Origin of the sequence: Xanthomonas sp. SS (assembly GCF_014236835.1) — a bacterium.
Lineage (GTDB): Bacteria > Pseudomonadota > Gammaproteobacteria > Xanthomonadales > Xanthomonadaceae > Xanthomonas_A.
In genome coordinates, this window is record NZ_CP051190.1 from 698,340 (window position 1) to 723,296 (window position 24,957).

Below are 24,957 nucleotides of genomic sequence, written 5' to 3' on the forward strand. Positions count from 1 at the left end.
CAGTGCCTGGACGACACGCATCCCTGCATCGGTCGCGTCGTCCTCAACGGACCCGCGTCGGCGGCATGCGCGCCGCTCTGGCGCGACGACAGTAATGTCACGGTGTGCAGCGCGTGGTGAGTGCGTGAACGTGCGATGACGTTAAGACGTTCGCAGCGTTGCGGGTGCGGCTCGCATTCCTGCGCAAACGCCCTGGCAGCGGCGCTATGGCGCCGCTGCCGCGCCGGCCCGGTGCGCGGGCGCAAGGTGCCGATGTATGCGCCTGCTTAATGCCATGAACACATTTCATTGGCATCGGCTGTGGTCTTGTGGCGCCTGTCGCATCGCATCGAGCGGCATTGGCGCCACGGCGCCGAATCCGATTGCGGATGCGGCACATCGTGCAGGCGCATTCCGTCTCCGTCTTGTGCGACGTCTGATTCGTACCGCCGATGGCGATCGCTGCGGTCTGGATCGTGCACTCCTCATTGACGCCGAACGGGATATCCGAATGCATGTCTGCCTGCTCTCCCCCTTGAGCAACCCCGATACGGCCGCGCCGGAGGCGGCCATGGCGGCCGCACAGGCCAACGGTTGCGACCATGTGATCTTGCCCAACCCGTTCGCGCAGGACCCGCAAGGGCGGCTGGCGGACCCGGCCGCCGACGATGCCGACGGCGCCGCGCAGTTGCAGCATTGGCTGGCGCTGGCGCAGAAACACGGCCTGAAGCTGTTGGTCGATCTGCGCATCGACGAGATCGGCGGCAGTAGCCGCCTGCTGCAGGAACATCCGCACTGGTTCCGCGCGCGCACCTCGGCGCTGCCGGATCCGCGCACGCAGCGCGGCGCACCGGAGATCGCCCAGGGCCGCTTCGCCTATGCCGAAGAGGGCGCGGGCCTGGCGCAGTGGTGGAGCGTGCGCCTGCGCGACTGGCTGCGCAGCGGCCTGGCCGGCTTCCGCGTGCTGCAGCCGCAGCGCGTGCCGGCCACGTTGTGGCGCAGCCTGATCGCCGATGTGCAAGCGCAGGTGCCGACGGCGACCTTCCTGGCCTGGACCCCTGGCCTGGGCCTGGAGGCCTTGCGCGGGCTTCATGGCGCCGGCTTCGATGCGGCGTTCTCGTCGCTGGCCTGGTGGGACGGACGCGGCAGCTGGTTCTTCGACGAGGATGTGGCGCTGCGCAGCCTGGCGCGTCGCGTCGTCGCCACCATCGATCCAGATGCGCCGACCGAAGCGCAGCCGCCGTTGCGGCGCGCGCAACGCGCCCGATTGGCGTCCGCGTTCGGCGATGCCTGGGCGATCGCCGAACCCACCGCATTGCCGGCACCGACGGACACCGACGCCGACGAAGCGCCTGCGCTCCCGGCTCAGGCCACGCAGGACCTGCGCCTGCGTCCGCTGCTGCGCGACGGCGCGCTGACCGCCGTCGCCGTGGAACCGCTCGGCGCCGCGCCGTGGCTGGTGCTACTCAACAGCGACCACGATCATCTGCTGCCGGTACCGGGATCGGCCTTGCTGCGCCTGCTCGGCGACAGCGAATCCCTGCTCAGCGACCAGGGCGAACCGATCCAGGGCGACCAGGGCGGCACCCTGGAAGCGGGCGAAGTGCGCGTCTACCGCAGCGTGCCGGCGCGTCCGGTGCTGGCCGCCGCGCGCGCACGCACGCCGGCCGACGTTGCCGCCGCGGCGGCGCGGATCTGCATCGAGACGGTGACGCCCTCGGTGGACGATGGCCGCTTCCCGGTCAAGCGCACCGTCGGCGACCGCATCTGCGTGGAAGCCGATGCGTTCTGCGACGGTCACGACCGCATCGCGGTGGCGCTGCTGTGGCGTGCCGCCGACGCACGCACCTGGTCCACCGCGCCGATGCGCGCGCTGGGCAACGACCGCTGGCGCGGTGAATTTCCGCTGGAGCGGCTGGGCCGCTACGAATTCCGCATCGAAGCCTGGCGCGACATCTTCGCCACCACCCACGCCGACCTGGAAAAGAAGCGCGCCGCCGGGACCTTGCTGCCGGTGGACGTGCAGGAAGCGCTGGCCCAGGTCGAGGCGGCGCGCGCGCGCAGCCGCGGCGCGCTGGCCGCGCGATTGAAGGCGATCGTTGCTCGCATCATGCGCAGCGAGGGCCTCTCGGCAACTGCGGAAATCCTGCTCGAACCCGGCACCGCCGAGGCCATGGCGCGCGCCGACGACAAGCCGTTCCGCACCGAATACCCGATGACCTTCCGCGTCGAGGCCGAGCGCCGCGGTGCGCATTTCTCCAGTTGGTACGAACTGTTCCCGCGTTCGCAGAGCGGCGACCTCGCGCGCCACGGCACCTTCGACGATGTGATCGCGCGCCTGCCGCATATCCGCGCGATGGGCTTCGACGTGCTGTACATGCCGCCGATCCATCCGATCGGCGAGAAGAACCGCAAGGGCCGCAACAACGCGGTCAACGCGCAACCTGGCGAGCCCGGCAGCCCATACGCGATCGGTTCGGCCGACGGTGGGCATACCGAGGTGCATGCAGAACTCGGCGGTCTGGAAGGCTTCCGCCGGCTGCGCGCCGCCGCCGCCGCGCAGGGCCTGGAACTGGCGCTGGATTTCGCGATCCAATGCGCGCCGGACCATCCGTGGCTGCGCGAACATCCGGACTGGTTCACCTGGCGTGCCGACGGCTCGATCCCGTACGCGGAGAATCCGCCGAAGAAATACCAGGACATCGTCAACGTCGATTTCTACGCCAGCGGTGCCGTGCCGGAGCTATGGAACGCGCTGCGCGACGCGGTGCTGTTCTGGGTCAACGAAGGCGTCCACCTGTTCCGCGTCGACAATCCGCACACCAAGCCGTTCCCGTTCTGGGAATGGCTGATCGCGGAAGTGCGCGGCCGCCATCCCCAAGTCGTGTTCCTGTCCGAAGCCTTCACCCGGCCCAAGCCGATGTACCGGCTGGCCAAGGTCGGCTTCTCGCAGTCCTACACCTACTTCACCTGGCGCCAGCACAAGGCCGAACTGCAGGCCTACATCGAAGAACTCAACGCCGGCACGCCGCGTGAGTGCTTCCGTCCGCATTTCTTCGTCAACACGCCGGACATCAACCCGGTGTTCCTGCAACAGAGCGGCCGCGGCGGTCACCTGATCCGCGCCGCGCTGGCAACCACGCTGTCGGGCCTGTGGGGCATGTATCAGGGCTTCGAGCTGTGCGAGGCCACGCCGCTGGCGCCGGGCAAGGAGGAATACCTGGACTCGGAGAAGTACCAGCTGCGCGTGTGGCCCGAGCGCGCGCCCGGCGACATCGTCGACGAGATCACCCGCCTCAACCTGCTGCGCCGCCAGCACCCGGAACTGCAGTCGCACCTGGGCACGCGCTTCTATCTCGCGCACAACGACCAGGTGCTGTACTTCGGCAAGTTCCTCGACGAAGCGCATCTGGCGCGCAGCCGCAGCTTGGTGCTGGTGGCGATCAGCCTCGATCCGTATAGCGCGCAAGAAGCACAGATCGAAGTGCCGCTGTGGGAACTGGGCCTGCCCGACCACGCCAGCGTCGCCGCGCAGGACCTGTGGGACGGTCACACCTTCGCCTGGCACGGCAAGCAGCAAACCATTCGCCTCGATCCGTCGCGGCCGTTTTCCCTATGGCGTATCCGCGCCGGAGCCACTTCATGAATGCTGCAGTTCCCTTGTCCGCCGATAGCGAGCCAAGCCCGCTCGCCCACGATGCACTCTGGTACAAGGACGCGATCATCTACCAGGTGCACGTCAAGTCGTTCTTCGACTCCAACGACGACGGCATCGGCGATTTCCCCGGCCTGATCTCCAAGCTCGACTACATCGCCGATCTCGGCGTGGACACCATCTGGCTGCTGCCGTTCTATCCCAGCCCGCGCCGCGACGACGGCTACGACATCGCCGAATACATGGCGGTGCATCCGGACTACGGCAGCATCGCCGACTTCGAACGGCTGGTGGCGCAGGCGCATGCGCGCGGCATCCGCATCGTCACCGAACTGGTGATCAACCACACCTCCGACCAACATTCCTGGTTCCAGCGTGCGCGCAACGCGCCGGCAGGCTCGCCGGAGCGCGACTTCTACGTGTGGTCCGACAGCGACCAGGACTACGCCGGCACCCGCATCATCTTCTGCGACACCGAGAACTCCAACTGGACCTGGGATCCGGTCGCCGGCCAATACTTCTGGCACCGCTTCTATTCGCACCAGCCGGATCTGAACTTCGACAACCCGGCCGTGCTGGAAGCGGTGCTGGAAGTGATGCGCTTCTGGCTCGACTTGGGCGTGGACGGCTTGCGCCTGGATGCGGTGCCATACCTGATCGAGCGCGACGGCACCTCCAACGAAAACCTGCCCGAGACCCACGCCATCCTGCGCCGCATCCGCGCCACGCTGGACGCCGAATATCCCGACCGCATGCTGCTGGCCGAGGCCAACATGTGGCCGGAAGACACCCAGCAGTATTTCGGCGAGAACGCCGACGAATGCCACATGGCGTTCCACTTCCCGCTGATGCCGCGCATGTACATGGCCATCGCGCGCGAAGACCGTTTCCCGATCACCGACATCATGCGCCAGACCCCGGAAATCCCGGAGAGCTGCCAGTGGGCGATCTTCCTGCGCAATCACGACGAGCTGACCCTGGAAATGGTCACCGACTCGGAGCGCGACTACCTGTGGCAGACCTACGCCGCCGACCGCCGCGCGCGCATCAACTTGGGCATCCGCCGGCGCCTGGCGCCACTGCTCGAACGCGACCGCCGCCGCATCGAACTGATGACCTCGCTACTGCTGACCATGCCCGGCACGCCGGTGCTGTACTACGGCGACGAGATCGGCATGGGCGACAACATCCACCTCGGCGATCGCGACGGCGTGCGCACGCCGATGCAATGGTCGATCGATCGCAACGGCGGCTTCTCGCGCGCCGACCCGGCCGCGCTGGTGCTGCCGCCGATCATGGATCCGCTGTACGGCTTCCAGGCGGTCAACGTCGAGGCGCAGCAGCGCGACCAGCATTCGCTGCTGACCTGGACCCGGCGCATCCTGTCGGTGCGCAAGCGCTACCGCGCGTTCGGCCGCGGCACGCTGCGCTTCCTGTATCCCGGCAACCGCCGCCTGCTCGCCTACCTGCGCTGCCACGAAGACGAGACCGTGCTGTGCGTGGCCAATCTCTCGCACACGCTGCAGGCGGTGGAACTGGACCTGTCCGAATTCGAAGGCCGGGTGCCGGTGGACATCATCGGCGGCGGCAGCTTCCCGCCGATCGGGCGCCTGACCTACCTGCTCACCGTGCCGGCGTTCGGCTTCTACGCGTTCCAACTGGTCGGCAACGCTACCCTGCCGGACTGGCACGTGCCCGCGCCGATGCCGCTGCCCGACTACCAGACCCTGGTGCTGCGCGGCGCAGTCGATGCCGATGCGTTGCTGCCGCACCTGGGCACGCTGGAGCGCGACATCCTGCCGACCTGGCTGTCCACGCGGCGCTGGTTCGCCGCCAAGGACCGCGCCTTGCGCAGCGTGCGCATCGCCCGCCGCACGCCGCTGCCCGGCACCGACGCCTTGACCATGCTGGAGATCGAAGCGGAGCTGGAGCATGGCGAATACGAACGCTACATGCTGCCGCTGGGCATCGTGTGGGACCGCGAGCAACCCAGCGTGCTGGCCGAACAGCTGGCGCTGGCGCGGGTGCGGCACGGCCGCGAAGTGGGCTACCTCACCGATGGCTTCGCGCTGAAATCGCTGACCCGCACCACGCTTGCCGCACTGCGCGAGGGCGCGGTGCTGTCGGTCGATGGCGAGACCCACGCCGGTGCCGATGCCGCGCCCGAACAGATCCGTTTCTGTTCCACGCCGGCGCTGGCCGCGGTCGAGATCGCCGACGATGCCGAGATCCGCTGGCTGTCGGCCGAGCAGAGCAACAGCTCGCTGATCGTCGGCGACAAGGCCGTGTTCAAACTGCTGCGCCGGGTTTCCGCCGGCGCCAATCCCGAGATCGAACTCGGCGAGCGGCTGACCGCGATCGGTTATGCGAATGCCGCGCCACTGTTCGGCCACGTCACCCGCGTCGATGCGCAGGGCGTGGAAACCACCCTGGCGCTGCTGCAGGGCTTCGTGCGTAACCAAGGCGACGCCTGGCGCTGGACCCTGGATCACCTGGCGCGCGGCGCCGAGGAATACGCCGCCGCGCAGGACGATGCCGCGCGCGAGGAGAGCGTGGCCGGCTACGACGCCTTCGCCGCCGTGGTCGGTCGGCGCCTGGCCGAACTGCACGACGTGCTGGCCCAACCCACCGATGCCGCCGCGTTCGCGCCGCAGCCGGTGGATGCCGCGGCCGCACGGCAGGTGGTCGCCGGCGTGGAGCATGAAGTGCAGGCGATGTGGGACACGCTGGTTGCGCATCGCGACAGCAGCGAGGATGGCGCCGAGCGCGCCGCGGTGGAGGCGTTGCTGGCGGAACGTCCGCGTCTGGACGCCTGGTTGCAACAGGCGCCGGCCTTGCTCGATGGTGCGCTGCTGACCCGCGTGCACGGCGATTTCCACCTCGGCCAGATCCTGGTCGCGTTCGACGACGTGGTGCTGATCGACTTCGAAGGCGAGCCGGCCAAGTCGCTGGACGAACGCCGCGCCAAGGCCAGCCCGCTGCACGACGTCGCCGGCTTCCTGCGCTCGCTCGATTACGCCAGCGAAGTCTCCGCACGCGGCGAAGAGGGCACCGCCGCACGCGCCGGGGTCGGCCTGGACACGGCGCTGGACGCCTTCCTGTCCGCATTCCGCAGCCGCGCCAGCGCCACCTTCCTGTCCGCCTACCGCCAGGTGCTCGACGCCAGCCCGCATCCGTGGGTGGCGCCGGCCGCCTTCGAAACCACCACCCTGTTGTTCCTGATCGAGAAGGCCAGCTATGAAATTCGCTACGAGGCCGCCAACCGCCCAGCCTGGATCATGGTGCCGATACAGGGATTGCTGCGCATACTCCACCGCTTTCCCGCGCCAGAGGAGGCGATTCGATGAGTGATGTCGGCCACACCTGGGACGAGGCAACGCTGCGCGCGTTCGCCAACGCCCGCCACGGCGATCCGTTCGCCGTGCTCGGTGCGCACCGCATCGGCGACGCGCGCGTGCTGCGCAGCCACCTGCCCGGGGCCGAAGCGGTCACCGCGGTGCTCGACGACGGCCGCGAAGTGCCGCTGCAGGAAGGCCCCAGCCCCGGCTTCTTCGCCGCCACGCTGCCCGACGACAGCCGCTACCGGCTGCGCATCCGCTGGCCCGGCGGCGAGCAGGAAACCGAGGACGCCTACGCGTTCGGCCCGCAGCTCAGCGATTTCGACCTGCACCTGATCGCCGAAGGCCACCACCTGCAGCTGGCCGACGCGCTCGGCGCCAACGTGGTCGAAGTGGACGGCGTGCGCGGCACCCGTTTCGCGGTATGGGCGCCCAACGCCACCCGCGTGGCGGTGATCGGCGACTTCAACACCTGGGATGCGCGCCGCCACCCGATGCGCCTGCGCCACCAGGCCGGCGTGTGGGAACTGTTCGTGCCCGGCGTGGACGCCGGTGCGCACTACAAATACGCGCTGCGCGGCCCGCGCGGCGAAGACCTGCCGGCCAAGGCCGACCCGGTCGCACGCCGCGCCGAACTGGCGCCCGGCACCGCCTCGATCGTTCCCGATCCCGCCCCGTTCCAGTGGCGCGACGACGCCTGGATGGCCGCGCGTGCGCGCCGCCACAGCCCCAGCGCACCGCTGAGCGTGTACGAGATCCACGCCGGCTCGTGGATGCATGCCGACGACGGCAGCATGCTCGACTGGGACGCCCTGGCCGACCGCCTGATTCCCTACGTCGCCGATATGGGCTTCACCCATATCGAACTGATGCCGGTCACCGAACATCCGTTCGGCGGCTCCTGGGGCTACCAGCCGCTGGGCCTGTTCGCGCCCACCGCGCGCTTCGGCTCGCCCGACGGCTTCGCCCGCTTCGTCGACCGCTGCCACCGCGAGGATATCGGCGTCATCGTCGACTGGGTGCCGGCGCATTTCCCCACCGACGCGCATGGCCTGGCCCATTTCGACGGCACCTCGCTGTACGAACACGCCGACCCGCGCGAAGGCTTCCACCGCGACTGGAACACGCTCATCTACAACCACGGCCGGCGCGAAGTCTCCGGCTTCCTGATCGCCAGCGCCCTGGAATTCCTGCAGCGCTACCACGTCGATGGCCTGCGCGTGGACGCCGTCGCCTCCATGCTCTACCGCGACTACAGCCGCAACGCCGGCGAGTGGGTGCCCAACATCCACGGCGGCCGCGAGAACTACGAAACCATCGCCTTCCTGCGCCGGCTCAACCAGGTTGTGGCCGAACACGCGCCGGGCGCCATCACTATCGCCGAGGAATCCACCGCCTGGCCCGGCGTCACCGCCGACCTGGCGCACGGCGGCCTGGGCTTCAATTACAAATGGAACATGGGCTGGATGCACGACAGCCTGCACTACATCGAACTGGACCCGATCTACCGCCGCTACCACCACGGCGAACTGACCTTCAGCATGGTCTACGCGTATTCCGAGCGCTTCATGCTGCCCATCTCCCACGACGAAGTGGTGCACGGCAAACGCTCTCTGCTCGGGCGCATGCCCGGCGACGACTGGCAGCGCTTCGCCAACCTGCGCGCCTACCTCGGCTACATGTACACCCACCCCGGGCGCAAACTGCTGTTCATGGGCTGCGAAATCGCCCAGCCCACCGAGTGGAACCACGACGCCGCGCTGCCCTGGCACCTGCTCGACGACCCGCGCCACCGCGGCATCCAGCGCCTGGTCCGCGACCTCAACCGCCTGTACGCCGAACACCCCGCGCTGCACGCGCGCGACGACGACCCGGACGGCTTCGCCTGGGTCATCGGCGACGACGCCGGCAACAGCCTGTTCGCCTACCTGCGCACCGCCCAGGGCAGCGACGCCCCGCTGCTGGTGGTGGCCAACCTCACCCCGCTGGTGCACCACGGCTACCGCATCGGCGTGCCCCGCGGCGGCCGCTGGCGCGAACTGCTGAACTCCGATGCCGAGATCTACGGCGGCAGCAACACCGGCAACGGCGGCAGCGTGCGCACCGAGAACATCGGCGCCCATGGGCATCCGGCCTCGCTGGTGCTGACCGTGCCACCGCTGGGGGTGGTGGTGTTGGGGTTGGAGGATTGAGGGGAGGGCGCTTGCGCTTGCCGGCGGGTGGATCGCCAATGACCGCATCGGTTGTCGATGCGGTCGTTGCCACCATGCCAACTGAGCCCTGACGGGCGAGGATCAGGCGCGGCATCGGTCAGGAACGCGCCGCTGCGGCCGATCAGTCGGGGGCGCATCGCCAACCCCGGGAAGACACGGCGCCGCCGCGGACGTTAAACTCACGCCCGCCTCGGCGCCTTCCTCTGCATGCACGCCAGAGGCGCCAAGCCGGCGGCCGACGCATCGCCCGCCCACTCCGGACGCGTCCGGGCCTATAGCTCAACGGTTAGAGCAGAGGACTCATAATCCTTTGGTTCCAGGTTCGAATCCTGGTGGGCCCACCATAAGCATGCGAGGCAATTGCATGCTGTCTGCTCTTGAAATGAGCTGATGTTGGCACAGCAGGGGAAGATGCCAGGATTCAAGCTGGGCGGGACCTGGTGGTTTCGTCGCAGCGAATTGGATCGCTGGATTGCCGTGCAGATAGCGAAAAAACAGGACAAGACATGAGTGCCACGCAGAACAGCAGTAGCAAGGCGGCCTCGCTCAGTAGGCGGGCCGCACGCCCATGAATGCCGTCGAAATCGAACAAGCCATCACTGACCTTGCGGAGCAGCCCTTTGACCCCGCAGAGTTCCCCTACGCCTTCCTTGAAGCTTTTGGCAACAAGGCGACGACCATCAAGCGCCTGCGCGCGGGGGCGTCGAACAAGTCCGACCTCGGTGGTGTTCTCCAAACCAGCAACATCCACATTCTGACCTGCGACGCAGGGCGGGTGACGCAGATGCTGGCCGCTCTCAAGGCCAGCCCGGCGACGACCAAAGCCAAGGCGAAATTCATCCTCGCCACAGACGGCGTGGACTTCGAGGCCGAAGACCTGAACAGCGGTGAGACAGTTGCCTGTGCCTTCAAGGACTTTCCCGACCATTTCGGCTTCTTCCTGCCGCTGGCGGGCATCAGCACTGTCCGCCAGATCAGTGAGAACGCCTTCGACATCCGGGCCACCAGCCGCCTGAACCGTCTGTATGTCGAACTGCTGAAGGACAACCCTGAATGGGGCACGGCGGAGCGTCGCCACGACATGAACAAGCTCATGGCGCGGCTGATCTTCTGCTTCTTCGCCGAGGACACCGACATCTTCGTCGGCGAGGGACGCTTCACCGAAACCGTCGCGCAGATGAGTGCCAGGGACTCGTCGAATACGCACGAGGTTCTCGCCACGCTGTTCCGCGCCATGAACACTAGGCGCGAGGACCGGACTGCCGCCAAGATTCCCCGTTGGGCTGAAGACTTTCCCTACGTCAACGGGCAGTTGTTTTCTGGCGGTGACGAAGTGCCACGATTCAGCAAGATCGTCCGATCCTACCTGTTACACGTCGGCGGGTTGGACTGGACCAAGATCAACCCGGACATCTTCGGCTCGATGATCCAGGCCGTCGCCGAGGACGAGGAGCGCGGCGAGCTGGGGATGCACTACACCAGTGTACCCAATATCCTGAAGGTGCTGAATCCGCTGTTTCTCGACGACCTGCGGGAGAAGCTGAAGGAAGCGGGGGACAACGTCCGCATGTTGCTCAACCTGCGCAAGCGTATCGCTAGGATCAGGGTCTTCGACCCGGCCTGTGGTTCGGGCAATTTCCTGGTCATCGCCTACAAGGAAATGCGCGCCATCGAGGCCGAGATCAACCAGCGGCGCGGTGAGCCGGATCGCGCATCAGAAATCCCAGTCACCAACTTTCGCGGGATCGAGCTACGCGACTTCCCAGCGGAGATCGCCCGCCTCGCATTGGTCATTGCCGAGTACCAGTGCGACGTGCTGTACCGGGGGCAGAAGCTGGCCTTGGCCGAGTTCCTGCCTCTTCGTAACGAGAACTGGATCACCTGCGGTAACGCACTGCGGCTCGACTGGTTGAGCATTTGCCCGCCGACCGGCACCGGCGTGAAGGTGCAGGCCGATGACTTGTTCGGCTCTCCGCTGGATCAGGCGGAGATCGACTTCGAGAATGAGGGTGGCGAGACCTATATCTGTGGCAATCCGCCGTATCTGGGCTCCACCTGGCAGGAAAAAGCGCAAAAGGACGATCTGAATAACATCTTTGACGGACGGGCTAAAAACTGGAAATCGCTGGACTATGTCGCAGGTTGGTTCATTAAGGCGGCCGATTACGGAAAGCACACCCGCTCGTCTGCTGCCTTCGTTGCAACCAATTCGATCTGCCAAGGCCAGCAGGTGGCGATCCTGTGGCCGGAAATCTTTGCCACCGGCAACGAGATCGTCTTTGCCCATACCTCATTCAAATGGGCCAACTTGGCCAGCCACAACGCGGGCGTCACGGTGAACATCGTTGCCATCAGTGCCCGCGCGCCCAAACTACGACGACTTTTTTCCATCCACGATGACGGCTCGACGAGCGAGAGGCAGGTTGAGTTCATCAACGCTTATCTCGTGCCGGGTCAGGATGTCATCGTCGCGCCGATGTCGAGAGCTGCGGACGAGCGCGGTTTGATGGAATGGGGCAACAAGCCAACTGATGGGGGTAACCTGTTTCTTACTGCGGATGATCGCTTGACCTTGCTGCGCCACGCGCCAGAAACGGCCCGCTACATTAAGCGTTTCCTCGGCGCGCAGGAGTTTATTCGCGGTGAACAGCGTTACTGCCTGTGGATTGAGGATAACGAGCGCGCCGATGCCGAAACCATCCCCGAGCTGAAACGCCGCATTGACGCTGTGGCCAAGATGCGCGCCGAGAGCAAGGCAGCGGAGACGAAGCCAGCGGCGGCGTTTCCGCATCGCTTTCGGCAAATTCAGTCCGTGGCCGAACGCTACTCCATCGTCGTGGCTGCGGTAAGTTCCGAGGGGCGCGAGTATCTCCCTGTGGGGCTTTCAGCAGATGACACGATTATTGGCAACAAGTGTTTCTCTCTCTACGACGCCCCGCTGTGGAATATGGCGCTGATCGCCTCTCGACTGCATTGGGTCTGGATTGGCACCGTCTGCGTGCGGTTGGAGATGCGCTTCTCCTACTCCAACGTTCTCGGTTGGAACACCTTCCCGGTGCCCACGCTGACCGAGAAAAACAAAGCCGATCTCACGCGCTGCGCGGAGGACATCCTGCTGGCGCGAGAGCATCACTTTCCCGCGACCATCGCGGACCTGTACGACCCTGAGAGCATGCCCGCTGACCTGCGCGCGGCGCATGATCGCAACGACGAAGTACTGGAGCGCATCTACATCGGTCGGCGCTTCAAGAACGACACCGAGCGGCTGGAAAAGCTGTTTGACCTCTATACCAAGATGACCGCTTCGGCTGCACCGGCCAAGGGCAAGAAGCGCAAAGCGGGAGCCAACGCATGAGCGACAAGATCAAGTCCGTACCGTCCGTTTCCGTCACCTACGCCCGGAATGGCGCATCGACGAAGGCGAACGCTCTTGGGATGCGGCCTATGCAGGAGCGGGCCTACGAGAAGCGGGGCGAGCAGTACCTTCTGATCAAGTCGCCACCCGCATCGGGCAAGAGCCGTGCGCTGATGTTCGTGGCACTCGACAAGCTCAAGAACCAAGGCTTGAAGCAGGCCATCATAGTTGTGCCGGAAAAGTCCATCGGTGCCAGCTTTAACGACGAGCCGCTGTCGAAGTACGGCTTCTGGTCCGACTGGCAGGTCGAACCCAAGTGGAACCTGTGCAACGCGCCAGGCAACGACAACGGCGGCAAGGTCAAGTCGCTGGGCGCATTCCTCGAAGGCGACGACAAGGTGCTGGTCTGCACCCATGCGACATTCCGCTTCGCGGTCGATGCCTACGGCGTGGAGGCGTTCGACGACCGACTGATTGCGGTCGATGAGTTCCACCACGTTTCGGCCAACCCGGATAACAAGCTCGGCTTGCACCTGGGGCAGTTCTTCGCGCGGGGCAAGACGCACATCGTTGCCATGACCGGCTCCTACTTTCGTGGCGACGCCGAGGCCGTGCTCGCACCGCAGGATGAGTCGAAGTTCGATACCGTCACCTACACCTACTACGAGCAGCTCAACGGCTACGAGTACCTCAAGCAACTCGATATCGGCTATTTCTTCTACAGCGGGCCTTACGTCGATGACATCCTTAATGTCCTCGATCCCGCCGAGAAGACCATCATCCACATCCCCAATGTCAATTCGCGTGAAAGCACGAAGGACAAGATGCGCGAGGTGGAGCACATCATCGAGGCGCTGGGTGAATGGCAAGGCATCGATCCTGCGACCGGCTTCCAACGTGTCAAGCGCCCCGATGGCCGCGTGCTGCGGATCGCCGATCTAGTCGATGACGATGCCGCCAAGCGCGACCGCGTGTCCGCCTCACTCAAAGACCCGACGCAGAAGAACAACCGAGACCATGTGGACATCATCATCGCGCTGGGCATGGCGAAGGAAGGCTTCGATTGGATTTGGTGCGAACATGCGCTGACCGTGGGCTATCGCGCCAGCCTGACCGAGATCGTGCAGATCATCGGCCGAGCTACCCGCGACGCGCCCGGCAAGACCCGGGCGAAGTTCACCAACCTGATCGCTGAGCCGGATGCAGCCGAGGAAGCTGTCACCGAGGCTGTCAACGATACGTTGAAGGCCATCGCAGCCAGCCTGCTGATGGAGCAGGTTCTTGCTCCGCGCTTCGAGTTCAAGCCCAAGAACCCCGACAGCGGCCCGACGCCGGAATTTAACTACGGCGAGGGTGGCTACGACGCGGACCGTTGCAATGTCGGTGTCAATGAGCAGACAGGGGCTTACCAGATCGAGATCAAGGGCCTCGCCGAGCCCAAGAGCAAGGAGGCGGCGCGAATCTGCCAGGAAGACTTGAACGAAGTCATCGCGGCCTTCGTGCAGGACAAGCCCACCATTGAGCGCGGCCTGTTCGATGAGGAGCTGGTGCCCGAGGAGCTGACGCAGGTTCGCATGGGCAAGATCATCAAGGACAAGTATCCCGAGCTTGACGCCGAGGATCAGGAGGCCGTGCGTCAGCACGCCATCGCCGCCCTCAACCTCACGCAACAGGCCAAACGGCTTGTCACTGAAGGCGAGAGCGACGGGTCGCCCAACACCGCCCTGATCGACGGCGTGCGCCGCTTCGCGATGGACGTGCGTGAGTTGGACGTCGACCTGATCGATCGCATCAACCCCTTCGGGGAAGCCTACGCCATCCTTGCCAAGACCATGAGCGAGGACAGCTTGAAGCAGGTCGCGGCGGCCATTTCGGCCAAGCGCACCTCAATCACGCCTGACGATGCCAAAGTGATCGCCAAACGCGCGGTTGAGTTCAAACGTGAGCGTGGGCGAGCTCCATCGGTGACGTCGCAGGACGCCTGGGAAAAGCACCTTGCCGACGGCGCGGCCGCTTTCATGCGTTTCAGGGCAGAGGGGCGTTATGAGTAACTCAGATCTTGACGACCTGGCGGCAGAGCTGGCCGAGTTCGCGCTGCCTGAGAAGAAAAGTGGACGCCCAGCCAGCGAGGAACGTGTCATTGCTGGCTTCGAGGAAATCCAACGATTCACCGAGCAGCATGGGCGTGCGCCGAAGCATGGCGAAGACCGCGACATATTCGAGCGCATATATGCCGTGCGCCTCGACCGGCTACGCGCGCTGCCGGATTGCCGCGCCTTGCTTGAGCCACTAGACCATCAGGGTTTGCTTGCTGGGGCACCGACCGTTGTCTCTTCGGCAGATGAAACTATCGATATCGAAGACTTGGCTGCCGAACTGGCGGATGTTGTCGGTGCTGACGACATCGCGGTCTTGCGCCATGTCCGTACCAGCGCCGAAAAACGTGCCGCCGAGGAGGTCGCGGATCGCAAACCCTGCGAGAACTTTGAGACCTTCCGGCCCTTGTTCGAGCGTGTGCAAGCGGAAATCAGAACCGGTATGCGTCAGTCCCAGCCCATCGAAGCGGGCCGGCGTGCAATTGAAGCCGGGGACTTTTTCGTTCTCGATGGCCTTACTCTCTACGTCGCTGAGTTCGGCCAGCCGCTGAAGACAACAGCCAGGGAAGTGGACCGCCGCCTGCGCCTCATCTTCTCCAATGGCACCGAGAGCAATTTGCTGCTGCGCTCGCTCCAGCGTGCGTTTTACAACGATCCGGCTGCGCGGCGGCTGGCCTCGCCCGAGAGCGGGCAACTCTCCTTCGGCGGCGAGCTTGAGGCCGATGATGTTGAAAGCGGCACGATCTACGTCCTGCGCTCCCTCTCCGATCATCCCTATGTCGCGCAGCACCGCGACATTATCCACAAGATGGGTGTAACAGGCGGCAGAGTGGAGACGCGCATCGCCAACGCCGAACGCGATTCTACCTACCTGCTGGCAAAGGTCGAAGTGGTGGCGACCTACAAGCTTGCCGGTATCAACCGCGCCCGAATGGAGAACCTGTTCCACAGGCTGTTCGCGCCCGCACGGTTGAACATCACCATCAACGATCGCTTTGGTCATCCCGTGCAACCCGAGGAATGGTTTCTCGTTCCGCTGTTCGTCATCGATGAGGCTGTCGCGCGCATCAAGGATGGCAGCATCACAGGCTACGTCTACGATCCCAGCGCTGCTAAGCTGGTGAAGGCATAGGACAGTCCAAATGCACAATTTGCCCTGGCCGCTCGTCAGGAGGTAGTCCGCACGATATCGGGGTCAGGTTGACTTAATCCGCACCGGCGCGATTTCCTGCAGATGTCTACAGGCGATCTGTTTTAAGCGTTGACAGCTTCTTTTGGTCGAGCAACTATCTAGTTGTTGCGGAAAATTCCGCAGCCGGGTTTGGTCTCCCGAATTCATTTGGCGACTCCCACTCAAATGGAGGACGTCATGTCCGGTAGTGCTGCCGCTCGTTCAAAGACCAAATCCCCTCGCCGCGCCACCAAGGCGCCACCCTGCTGGCTCAAGCTCGAATCCCTCGACCCCCTAGATGCGATTGCCGCCGAACCGCTGCCTGGTGCGGCGTCTGCACCGCCTGTGTGCCCCGATGCCGACGAGGTCACCGTGCCCAGGCGCTCGATCCCGCGCCGGCCCACGCAATGCACCATCGGCTATCGCTACTACGATGTGGACCGCAATGGCATGCGGGTCGGGCGGCAGGTGCCCAGCCTGCGCTTGCATGGCCTGTGGCTGGAAGGCCTGGGCTTCGCGGTGGGCGGCAAGGTGCGCATCACGATGGCCAATGGCGCCCTGCTGATCACGGCCGTGCCGGTGGAGCCGCCGCCTGTGGCGAACAAGCGACGCAGGTTTAAGGTGGCACCGTAGCCGCTCGGTTTTGGCGGTGGCGTTGCTGGTGTGGCCGGCTGGTGCCGAATCGCTCGAGGGGTGGAGGTGGCGCGGCGCTGGCCGCGTCGTCACTACACGCCGTCCCCTTTGACGGAGTCGCCTCCTCGTACGGCGTACATCGTCGTCCCCTGCGCGCAATGCGGATGCTGTGCGGCGATTGGCCGCCCCAATCACCGCAAAAGGTGCGGTGATTGTGTCTGCGGCGAATCGCTCCAATAATCGCCGCATCATGCGCGGTGAAACGCTCTACCTCTGGCAACGCAAGGACTGGCCGAACTGGCGTTACAGCCTGGCGACGCTGGCCGAGCCTCTTGCGGCCGTCAGCCGGGCCCAGGGCCTGCTGCTGGGACGGCTGGCCGATGTCGGGCTGGCCTTGCGCGACCACGCCAGCCTGGCGGCGCTGACCGAGGACGTGGTCAAGACCAGCGCCATCGAAGGCGAGGTGTTGAGCGTGGCTTCGGTGCGCTCCTCGGTGGCGCGCCGGCTGGGCGTGGAGGTGGCGGCGCTGGCGCCCGTCGATCGGCACGTGGAAGGGGTGGTGGACATGGTGCTGGACGCCAACGCCAATGCCGTGCAGCCCCTCACCGCCGAACGGCTGTTCGGCTGGCACGCCGCGTTGTTTCCCACCGGCTATTCCGGCCTGAGCCGGCGCAAGGTGGCCGCCTGGCGCGACGATGCCAATGGGCCGATGCAGGTGGTGTCCGGTCCGGTGGGGCGCCAGCGCGTCCATTACCAGGCGCCGCCGGCGGCGCGGCTCGATGGCGAGATGGCCGTCTTCCTGCGCTGGCTCAACGACAGCCATGACGCGCCGGCGCTGCTCAAAGCTGGACTCGGCCACCTGTGGTTCGTCACCCTGCACCCGTTCGACGACGGCAATGGCCGCATCGCGCGTGCTGTGGGCGATCTGTTGCTGGTGCGTGCCGATGGCAGCCCGCAACGCTTCTACAGCCTGTCGGCGCAGATCCAGCGCGAACGCAGCGCGTACTACGCGGTGCTGGAGCGCACGCAGAAGGGTGACCTTGATGTCACCGCCTGGCTGCTGTGGTTCCTGCAGACGTTGCAGCGTGCCGTCGAGGACGCGCACCACACGCTGGACCGTGTGCTGGCCAAGACGCGCTTCTGGCAGCGGGCAGCGGCCATCCCGATGAACGCGCGGCAGATCAAGGTGCTCAACCGCCTGCTCGACGGGTTCGAGGGGAAGTTGACCAACAGCAAGTGGGCGGCACTGACAAAGGCGTCGAGCGATACCGCGCTGCGCGACATCAACGACTTGCTGAACCGGGGCGTGCTGCGCAAATCGGAGGCGGGCGGTAGAAGCACAAGCTATGAATTGGCGAATGATCCGACAGATGCGAGGCATGCTGCTGCGGACACCGAATTCGAGCCGCCGCGCGCGACGATCGAAGTACGGCCGGCCGATCTATCGTGATGTAGGTGCTCGACCATTCGGCACACGGGTCAGCGCGGGAGGATCGCGCACGCATCAAGCGAATTACCCGAATATCAGCTATTTGAACTTTATTTGTTTTACAGGTGTTTTGCATTTAGCTGGATAACGGGTACCCCCCAATGCCGACGCGCGGACCTGCCGCACGATTTCTCGCCGCGCGTCGCCGACGCCATCCTGGGCGGACTCGAGCAGCCTGCCGCCGCGCTCGAAGGGATGGCCGCGTAGCTGGCGAGAAACCGCTAGCGGACGGTTGCAGTCGGATGCGGCTTCTGCGCGTAAGTGGGCGGCAAAGTGCGCATCCGGAATCGCCAAATGCGTCATGCGGACGCACCTGGCGCGGGCGCCGGCTTGACTGCCTCCGCCGCCCGCTGCCGTGCAAAAACAGGGGGTCAGATTGAGCCACCCCTGATAACTCGGACACCTGAAAGCGAGGACAATCCTCGCACGGAGGTGTTCGATGCAGAAGCGGCAGCGGTTCACGGCAGAGTTCAAGCGAGAAGCAGTGCGATTGCTCAAGGCGGGGGATCGGCCAGCGGCCGTGATCGCGCGGGAGTTAGGCATCCCGCGCAACCGGCTCTATAAGTGGGCCACGGACCTCGATGCGAAGGGCGCGGGCGCCTTTGGCGGCAGTGGCCGGCCTAAGTCCAACCCGGATGAACTGACCAAGCTGCAGCGCGAGAACGAGCGTCTGCGGCAAGAGAACGAGATCATAAAAAAAGCGGCGGCGTACTTTGCGCGAGAACTATCGTGAAGTACGCCTGGATCCGAGACCAGCAGGGTTACCGTGTGCGTTGGCTCTGCCATGCGCTGGGCGTGTCGCCCAGCGGTTACTACGCGTGGTGCGCTCGCCGTCCGGGGCCGCGCGCACAGGAGAATGCCCGGCTATTGCAGCGGATCGAGCAGTTGCACGCACAAACCCGCGAGGCGTATGGCAGCGAGCGCCTGTGGCGTGCGTTGCGCCAGCAAGGTGAGACCTGCGGCCGGCATCGGGTGCGGCGCCTGCGGCAGGCACATGCGATCCGCACCAAACGGCGGCAACGCTACCTGCGCACGCGCAGCACCTACCAGCGTGTGGCGGTGGCGCCTAACCGGCTGGCATGGCCGTTCGTCAGTCCCGGGCCAGATCGGGTGTGGGTGGCGGACATCACCGTCGTGCCGACCCGGATGGGCTGGTTGTACTTGGCGGCGGTGCTGGACATGCACAGCCGGCAGATCGCGGGCTGGGCGATGGGTGAGCGGGCCGACCAGGCGTTGGCCAGCGCTGCACTGGCCATGGCCCTGCACCGCCGGCGGCCAGCGCAGGGAGCAATCCACCATAGCGACCAGGGCACGCAATACACCAGCGGTGCATATCAGCGGCAGTTGCAGGAAGCCGGGCTGGTCGCGAGCATGAGCCGCAAGGGCATGCCTTACGACAATGCGGTGATGGAGAGCTTCTTCAGTTCGCTCAAGCAGGAACTGACGCACCACGAGCGCTTCGCCAGTCTCGACGAAGCGCGCGGGAAAGTGTTCGAGTACATCGAAGTGTTCTACAACCGGCAGCGGCTGCACAGTGCGCTGGGCTACCGCTCGCCGGCCGAGTTCGAGAAGATGGCGGTTGTTCCCTAATTAACCTGTCCGAGAAATCTGGGGTGGCTCAGATTGCGCTTGCTCGCATCAGTTCCCAATGAGCAAGGTCAAAAACCTATGTAGTGTGAGATGTCCTTTGACCCCCGCTTCTCCCTCATTCGCGCTCGAAGCGTTGTAGTTCGTCCAGTTGCGCCAGCGCCCGGCGCAGGCTGCCGCCGCTTAAGGAGTCGTCGATCTTCCAGCCGAACTCGGCGCGTTGCGGGCGGCGCGCCCAGCGATGGAACCACCAGGTCGCCAGCAGACCGGCGACACCGATGCCGTAACCGCTCCACACCAGCGCGGTGGCCCTGGCCAGCAGATCGACATCGCTCAGGCCAGCCAAGGTCTGCAGGACCGCGATCCACAGGAACCACCACGGCAGACCGGCGACCATGCCGCTGCGGATGTACAGCGTGCGTGCTCGCAGCAATTGTTTCTGGATGCCGAGCACCGGCTGCGAATAGTCGATGTTGCCGATCTGCCCCAGCACCACGCCCGCGGCGACGATCGTCAGTACGCCATACGCCTGCACCAAGACGCCGGCGACGATGGACGAGGCGTGCGCCGGCTGGCTCATCCACAGCAGCGAAGCGAGCAGGATGAAGAGAACGCCGAACAGCATCTGCATGATTTGGCCCCAGAACAGCGGACGCAGGCTGCCGCGCGTCCTGTCCAGTTTGCGCTCGCGCAGTTCGTGAAGTTTCAGCGTGTTGTCCAGTTGCAACCGGCTGTCCAGCGATTGCCAGGCGGATTTAAGGTTATCGAGTTCCATCGTGGTCTCCATGTTGGGTCTATCGAAATTCGTCGCGGATGCGCTGTTTCAGGCGTCCGATCTTGGTAGAAACATTGCTTTCGGTGATGCCGAGGATCTGGGCGATCTCGCGTTGCGGGCGGTCTTCGAGGTAGAGCAGCAACAGCGCGCGATCAAGCGGCGGCTGGCGGGCGATGAAGCCCTGTAGCAGGCGAAGCCGCTGTTCGTTCTCCGGGTCTGCGGCGTTGCCGTCGGCCACGTCGTGCAGGGTTTCGTCCAGCGGCATCGCATCGTGCCGCTGCCGCAGTTCGCGGTTGCGCAGGTGGCTGATCGCCACGTTCAGCGCGATCCGGTACATCCAGGTGCTGACCCTGCGCGCCGGGTCGTACTGCGGCCAGGCATGCCAGAGCTGAGCCGCGATTTCCTGGGCCAGATCGGCACGGTCCTGGGCGCCGCGCGCATAGCTGCCGGCAACCTTGAACACGATGCCGGAGTGGCGCTGCAGCAGCGCGCTGAAGGCATCCTGGGTGTCGTTCGCGGTCATGGTGGTTGCGATGGTATCCATTGGTTCACCGACGCGGTCTTCGCGCCCTCATAACCATGATTCGCGCCAGCGCACGGAATCTCACACCCCGCCAGCAAGAAATTTCAAGGAGGTGCTCGGCCCCGAGTCCCTCGGTGATCGCAGCCCACACGCGCGTGGACGGTGGCAGCCTTGGCCAAGGAAGCCGCGTTGTCGCGCTCGGCGTTCTTCGAGCGCTTCGGTCGCACGGTGGGCGTGGCGCCGATGGAATACCTGCTCGCCTGGCGCATGGCCTTGGCCAAGGACCTGCTGCGCCGCAACGAGTTCGGCATCGCCGCTGTCGCCGAGCTTGTCGGCTACAACTCCGCGAGCACTTTCAGCGTCGCGTTCGCCCGCCACGTCGGGCAGCCGCCGACGCAGTACGCGCGCGCAGGCGGCCGCGGCGCTGCACTCGGCGAGCCGTCGTTCTCTGGGCAAGCCGAGGGCAGGGAGTAGGCATTCGGCGCGGCTTACCGCTTCCGCGCAGGCGTTTTCTTCGCACGCGGTGCGGGCTGCGCAAGGACCGCCCCGGTCACGAGTTCGAAGAGGCGCTCGGAGCGCTTGGCATGCGACGTTTGTTCCCGCAGCCAGGCCAGCGCCGCGATCAGGTCGAACAGTTCGTCGCCGTCCATGTCGGCGCGCGCCTTGCCTTCCGCCTGCGCGCGGGCCAGCAGCGCGGCGCCCGCGGCGCGGAGCCGCACGCAGGACGTGTGCAGCGCTGACGATGCGTCTTCGATGGCGGACATCATCGGGGCGATGACGCCGCGCTGGCGATGGGTGAAGACAATGATCTCCTGCAGCCAGGCCACCAGGGCCTGGTCCGAGTCCTGTGCGCTGCGCAAGGCGTCGGCCTTCGCCGCCAGTTCCTCGAAGCCGCTGCGCAGCAGCGCTTCGAGCAAGGCTTCACGGGTGGGGAAGTGGCGGTACAGGGTGCCCAGGCCAACTTCGGCGCGGCGGGCGATGTCCCGCAGCGAGGCGTCCGCGCCGGTTTCGGCCAGGGCCTCGCGGGCCACGTCCAGCAGGCGTTGGTAGTTCTTTTGAGCGTCGGCGCGCATGCTGTCCTTTACATGTGGAACAGTGCTCCGTATATTCGGAGCACTGTTCCGATCAGGATACGCCATGCACAGCTCCGACGACACACGGCCCATGATGAAAGTGGTCCGCCAGCAGGCGTTCGGCGGCCCTGAGGTGCTCCATTACGAGGACGCGCCTCTGCCCGTGGTGCGGCAGGGTGAGGTACTCATCCGGGTTCACGCCATCGGCTTGAACCCGCCGGACCTGTACCTGCGGGAGGGCTACAGCCGCCTGCCTCCGGAATGGCGCCCGCCGGTGACCTTTCCGCTGATCCTGGGCACGGACGTGTCGGGGGTGATCGAGGCGGTGGCGGAGGATGTGGACGGGCTGTCGCGCGGCGACGCGGTCTACGCGATGGTGCGCTTTCCGGACGGATTGGCCGGCGGCAGCCAGGCGTATGCGCAGTACGTCACCGCGCCCGCCACCGAGGTGGCGCGCAAGCCGGCCGGGATCGACCACGTGCACGCCGCGGGCGTGCCGATGTCGTTGCTGACGGCGTGGCAGTTCCTGATCGCGCAGGGCCACGCCGTGGCCAATCCGCTGCAGCCCATGCCGCATGTGCCGGTGCCGTTGCAGGGCAAGACCGTGGTGGTCAATGGGGCGGCCGGTGGCGTCGGCCATTTCGCGCTGCAGCTGGCCAGGTGGCAGGGTGCGCGCGTGATCGCTGTGGCCTCCGGCAAGCAGGAGGCCTTTGTGCGTGCGCTGGGGGCCGAGAGTTTCGTCGACTACACCAAGGCCGCGCCCGAGGAGGTGCTGCGCGACGTGGACCTGGTGGTGGATGCCGTCGGCGGCCCCGGCGCCGGCAGGTTCCTGCGCACGCTCAAGCGCGGCGGCGCGCTGTTCCCGATCTTCCCGCTCGGCTTCGATGGGCACGCCGAAGCGGCGGCGCGGGGCGTGACGGTGTCCACCACCCAGGTGCGCTCCAGCGGCGCGCAACTCGGCGAACTCGCGGCACTGCTGGACGCGGGCACGGTGCGCGTGGCCATCGACAGCACCTTCGCGCTGTCCCAGGCCCGGCAAGCGCACGCACGCGCCGAGCAAGGGCACATCCAGGGCAAGATCGTGATGACGGTCGACTGAGGCCGCGGGCCGGGGCGTTGCCACCTGGATCGATGCTGGCGATCCCGGCAGGCGGTGCGCGCGCTGGCCGCAGTGGCGACGCCACGCAGGAGCGACGGCGATCGTCTGAATGCGCGGCAAGCGCTGTTGCAGCCTTCCCCGTGCCGGGAGCCGGTGCGCGCGGCACGTTGGCCGGTGCATCGTGGCAGGGATTTCCGCCACGGCACGTGCCGGCGTCTCTGCGCCCGCCGCCGAATCTGTATACCCTCATGCCACCATGGGATCGCCGTGGCGACTCGAAGGGAGAGGACACATGTCACAACACGAAGAACAATCGACCGCGGCGCTGGATACCGATGCGCTGCTCGCCGCGGCGCATCATCCCGACTACCTGCTGCAGGATCTGGTGGCGATCGCGAACCTGGGCGTGCAGATCGGGCTGACGCTGACGGTGGGCGGCAGCACCATCTCCGGCATGCTGATCGGCGGCAAGGAGTTCATGCAGCGGCTGACCGAGTCCATCACCGAGGTGGCGCCCGACGAGTTGGTCGCGCCGCTGCAGGAGCGGTTCCAGCCCTACCGCGACATCTACGAGCAGAGCGAGCTGAAGCCGGCCACCTTCGTCCACCTCGCCGATGCGCGGGTCGTGGGCAGCGGCGGCGAGTTTCCGGTCAACGGCTGTCTGTGGCGTGGACGGATCAGCCAGGTCTCCGGCTTCAGCATCGGCCTGATGTCCAGCGTCTGATGCGCTGCAGCCGCACGGCATGACCCCGCTTCGGCGGGGTTTTTTTTGCCCGGTGTGATGCGCTGCATGGGCCGCGACCTCGCGTGGCGGCGCCGGTTCGGCGGGCTTCCGCGCGATCACGCGTGCCTGGCTGACCTGCACAGGCGCGGCACCGGCGGCGGTTGCGCCACCATATACGAAACGTATACGATCCGTGCATCCTCGCTACCGGGTGTATCCATGGGCATCGTCAACATCGACGACGAGTTGCACGATCAACTGCGCCGCGCCTGCACGGTCACCAGCCGTTCGATCAATGCGCAGGCCACCTTCTGGATCAGGATCGGCATGCTGTGCGAGATGCATCCGGAGCTGTCGTTCCAGGACCTGGTGGCGCGCGAGTTGCGTGCGGCCGGGGTGCAACCGCAGGCGTTGAAATCGGGGCGGGCGTGATCAAGCAGCCGGACGAGCTTGCGCTGATGGCCGAGTCCGGCCGGCTGCTGGCGCAGGTGTTCCATGCGCTGGACCAGTTGCCGCTGCAAGGCCGCAGCACGCTCGAGCTCAACGACTTCGTCGAACGGATGATCGTCGAGGACCTGGGCGCGCGGCCGGCCAGCAAGGGCCAGTACGGGTTCCCGTTCGTGCTCAACGCGTCGATCGACGACGTGGTCTGCCACGGCGTGCCGTCGGCCGACGACGTGCTGCGCAGCGGCCAGATCGTCAACCTGGACATCACGCTGGAGAAGAACGGCTACATCGCCGATTCCAGCACCACCTACCTGGTCGGCGAGGTCGCCTATCCGGCGCGGCGGCTGGTGCAGACGACCTACCAGGCGATGTGGAAGGGCATCGCTGCGGTGCGCCCCGGCGCGCGCCTGGGCGACATCGGCCACGCCATCGCCCGCCATGCGCGCGAGCACGGCTACAGCGTGGTGAAGGAGTATTGCGGGCACGGCATCGGCCGCGAGATGCACGAAGATCCGCAGATCCTGCACTACGGCCATGCCGGCACCGGGCTGGAGTTGCAGGAAGGCATGGTGTTCACCATCGAGCCGATGCTCAATCAGGGCCGCGCGGCGATCCGCGCGCTGCCGGATCAATGGCCGGTGCATACGCGCGACGGCAAGCTGTCGGCGCAGTTCGAGCACACGGTGGCGGTGACGCGCACAGGCGTGCGGGTGCTGACGTTGCGGCCTGGGGAGAAGCCGCTGTGCCGGGTCGAGTGATGCGTCCGCAGCGTGTGCGTGCTGCCAATGTGCGCAAGCAGG

General features: G+C 65.9%; 16 protein-coding genes, 1 tRNA gene and 2 pseudogenes. 16 read left to right on the top strand and 3 right to left on the bottom strand.

The features are described 5' to 3' along the window. The first annotated feature begins 490 nt into the window (after positions 1–490). The 11 genes and pseudogenes from HEP74_RS03055 to HEP74_RS03105 all read left to right on the top strand — a co-directional run. Complete coding sequence (locus tag HEP74_RS03055; RefSeq protein ID WP_185815141.1) at positions 491–3,625, top strand: alpha-1,4-glucan--maltose-1-phosphate maltosyltransferase; 3,135 nt, start codon at positions 491–493, stop codon at positions 3,623–3,625. Further along, positions 3,622–6,981 (top strand): maltose alpha-D-glucosyltransferase, encoded by a 3,360-nt coding sequence (treS, locus tag HEP74_RS03060; protein ID WP_185815142.1) that lies wholly within the window; start codon positions 3,622–3,624, stop codon positions 6,979–6,981. Before HEP74_RS03055 ends, treS begins: the two co-directional genes overlap by 4 nt. Beyond that, positions 6,978–9,164 carry a 1,4-alpha-glucan branching protein GlgB gene (gene glgB, locus HEP74_RS03065; RefSeq protein ID WP_185815143.1) on the top strand — a complete coding sequence of 729 codons (2,187 nt, stop codon included), beginning with the start codon at positions 6,978–6,980 and terminating at the stop codon, positions 9,162–9,164. The genes treS and glgB overlap by 4 nt, the downstream gene beginning before the upstream one ends. A 289-nt stretch (positions 9,165–9,453) precedes the next feature. Next, positions 9,454–9,529, top strand: a tRNA-Ile gene (locus HEP74_RS03070). A gap of 224 nt (positions 9,530–9,753) precedes the next feature. Further along, complete coding sequence (locus HEP74_RS03075) at positions 9,754–12,540, top strand: class I SAM-dependent DNA methyltransferase (RefSeq protein ID WP_185815144.1); 2,787 nt, start codon at positions 9,754–9,756, stop codon at positions 12,538–12,540. After that, positions 12,537–14,591, top strand: a complete 2,055-nt coding sequence (locus HEP74_RS03080) for a DEAD/DEAH box helicase (RefSeq protein ID WP_185815145.1) — start codon at positions 12,537–12,539, stop codon at positions 14,589–14,591. The genes HEP74_RS03075 and HEP74_RS03080 overlap by 4 nt, the downstream gene beginning before the upstream one ends. Then, positions 14,584–15,768, top strand: coding sequence for a GIY-YIG nuclease family protein (locus HEP74_RS03085; protein ID WP_185815146.1), 1,185 nt, complete (start codon positions 14,584–14,586; stop codon positions 15,766–15,768). The genes HEP74_RS03080 and HEP74_RS03085 overlap by 8 nt, the downstream gene beginning before the upstream one ends. 237 nt (positions 15,769–16,005) lie before the next feature. Then, positions 16,006–16,440 (top strand): SymE family type I addiction module toxin, encoded by a 435-nt coding sequence (locus HEP74_RS03090; protein ID WP_185815147.1) that lies wholly within the window; start codon positions 16,006–16,008, stop codon positions 16,438–16,440. 178 nt (positions 16,441–16,618) lie between these two features. Next, complete coding sequence (locus HEP74_RS03095) at positions 16,619–17,890, top strand: Fic family protein (RefSeq protein ID WP_255427866.1); 1,272 nt, start codon at positions 16,619–16,621, stop codon at positions 17,888–17,890. Between the two features lie 478 nt (positions 17,891–18,368). Then, on the top strand, positions 18,369–18,662 hold the full coding sequence (locus HEP74_RS03100; protein ID WP_185815148.1) for a transposase: 294 nt from the start codon (positions 18,369–18,371) through the stop codon (positions 18,660–18,662). Next, positions 18,650–19,519, top strand: a pseudogene (locus HEP74_RS03105) (IS3 family transposase); the annotation flags it as partial. The gene HEP74_RS03100 and the pseudogene HEP74_RS03105, both read left to right, overlap by 13 nt. 115 nt (positions 19,520–19,634) lie before the next feature. Here HEP74_RS03105 and HEP74_RS03110 read toward each other — a convergent pair. Together HEP74_RS03110 and HEP74_RS03115 are read right to left on the bottom strand one after the other, a co-directional pair. After that, a complete protein-coding gene (locus HEP74_RS03110; protein WP_185815149.1) occupies positions 19,635–20,291 on the bottom strand; it encodes a serine/threonine protein kinase in 657 nt (218 codons plus the stop codon). 19 nt (positions 20,292–20,310) lie between these two features. Then, positions 20,311–20,835: an RNA polymerase sigma factor gene (locus tag HEP74_RS03115; protein WP_255427867.1), complete on the bottom strand. Its 525-nt coding sequence runs from the start codon at positions 20,833–20,835 to the stop codon at positions 20,311–20,313. Between the two features lie 120 nt (positions 20,836–20,955). Between HEP74_RS03115 and HEP74_RS03120 the strand changes: the two are divergent. Next, positions 20,956–21,288, top strand: a pseudogene (locus HEP74_RS03120) (helix-turn-helix transcriptional regulator); the annotation flags it as partial. 14 nt (positions 21,289–21,302) lie between these two features. Here HEP74_RS03120 and HEP74_RS03125 read toward each other — a convergent pair. Continuing rightward, the gene (locus tag HEP74_RS03125) at positions 21,303–21,887 is read right to left on the bottom strand and encodes a TetR/AcrR family transcriptional regulator (RefSeq protein ID WP_185815150.1); all 585 of its coding nucleotides are present in this window, start codon (positions 21,885–21,887) and stop codon (positions 21,303–21,305) included. A 64-nt stretch (positions 21,888–21,951) separates the two neighbouring features. Here HEP74_RS03125 and HEP74_RS03130 point away from each other — a divergent pair, with 64 nt between their 5' ends. From HEP74_RS03130 to map, 4 genes are all read left to right on the top strand, one after another. Beyond that, entirely contained in the window at positions 21,952–22,986 is a 1,035-nt protein-coding gene (locus tag HEP74_RS03130; RefSeq protein WP_185815151.1) for an NADP-dependent oxidoreductase, read from the top strand. A gap of 292 nt (positions 22,987–23,278) precedes the next feature. Next, entirely contained in the window at positions 23,279–23,710 is a 432-nt protein-coding gene (locus tag HEP74_RS03135) for a GvpU-like protein (protein WP_185815152.1), read from the top strand. A 219-nt stretch (positions 23,711–23,929) separates the two neighbouring features. Then, positions 23,930–24,142, top strand: a complete 213-nt coding sequence (locus HEP74_RS03140; protein ID WP_179567582.1) for a ParD-like family protein — start codon at positions 23,930–23,932, stop codon at positions 24,140–24,142. Beyond that, complete coding sequence (gene map, locus HEP74_RS03145) at positions 24,139–24,915, top strand: type I methionyl aminopeptidase (protein WP_185815153.1); 777 nt, start codon at positions 24,139–24,141, stop codon at positions 24,913–24,915. Before HEP74_RS03140 ends, map begins: the two co-directional genes overlap by 4 nt. Positions 24,916–24,957: the final 42 nt, after the last annotated feature.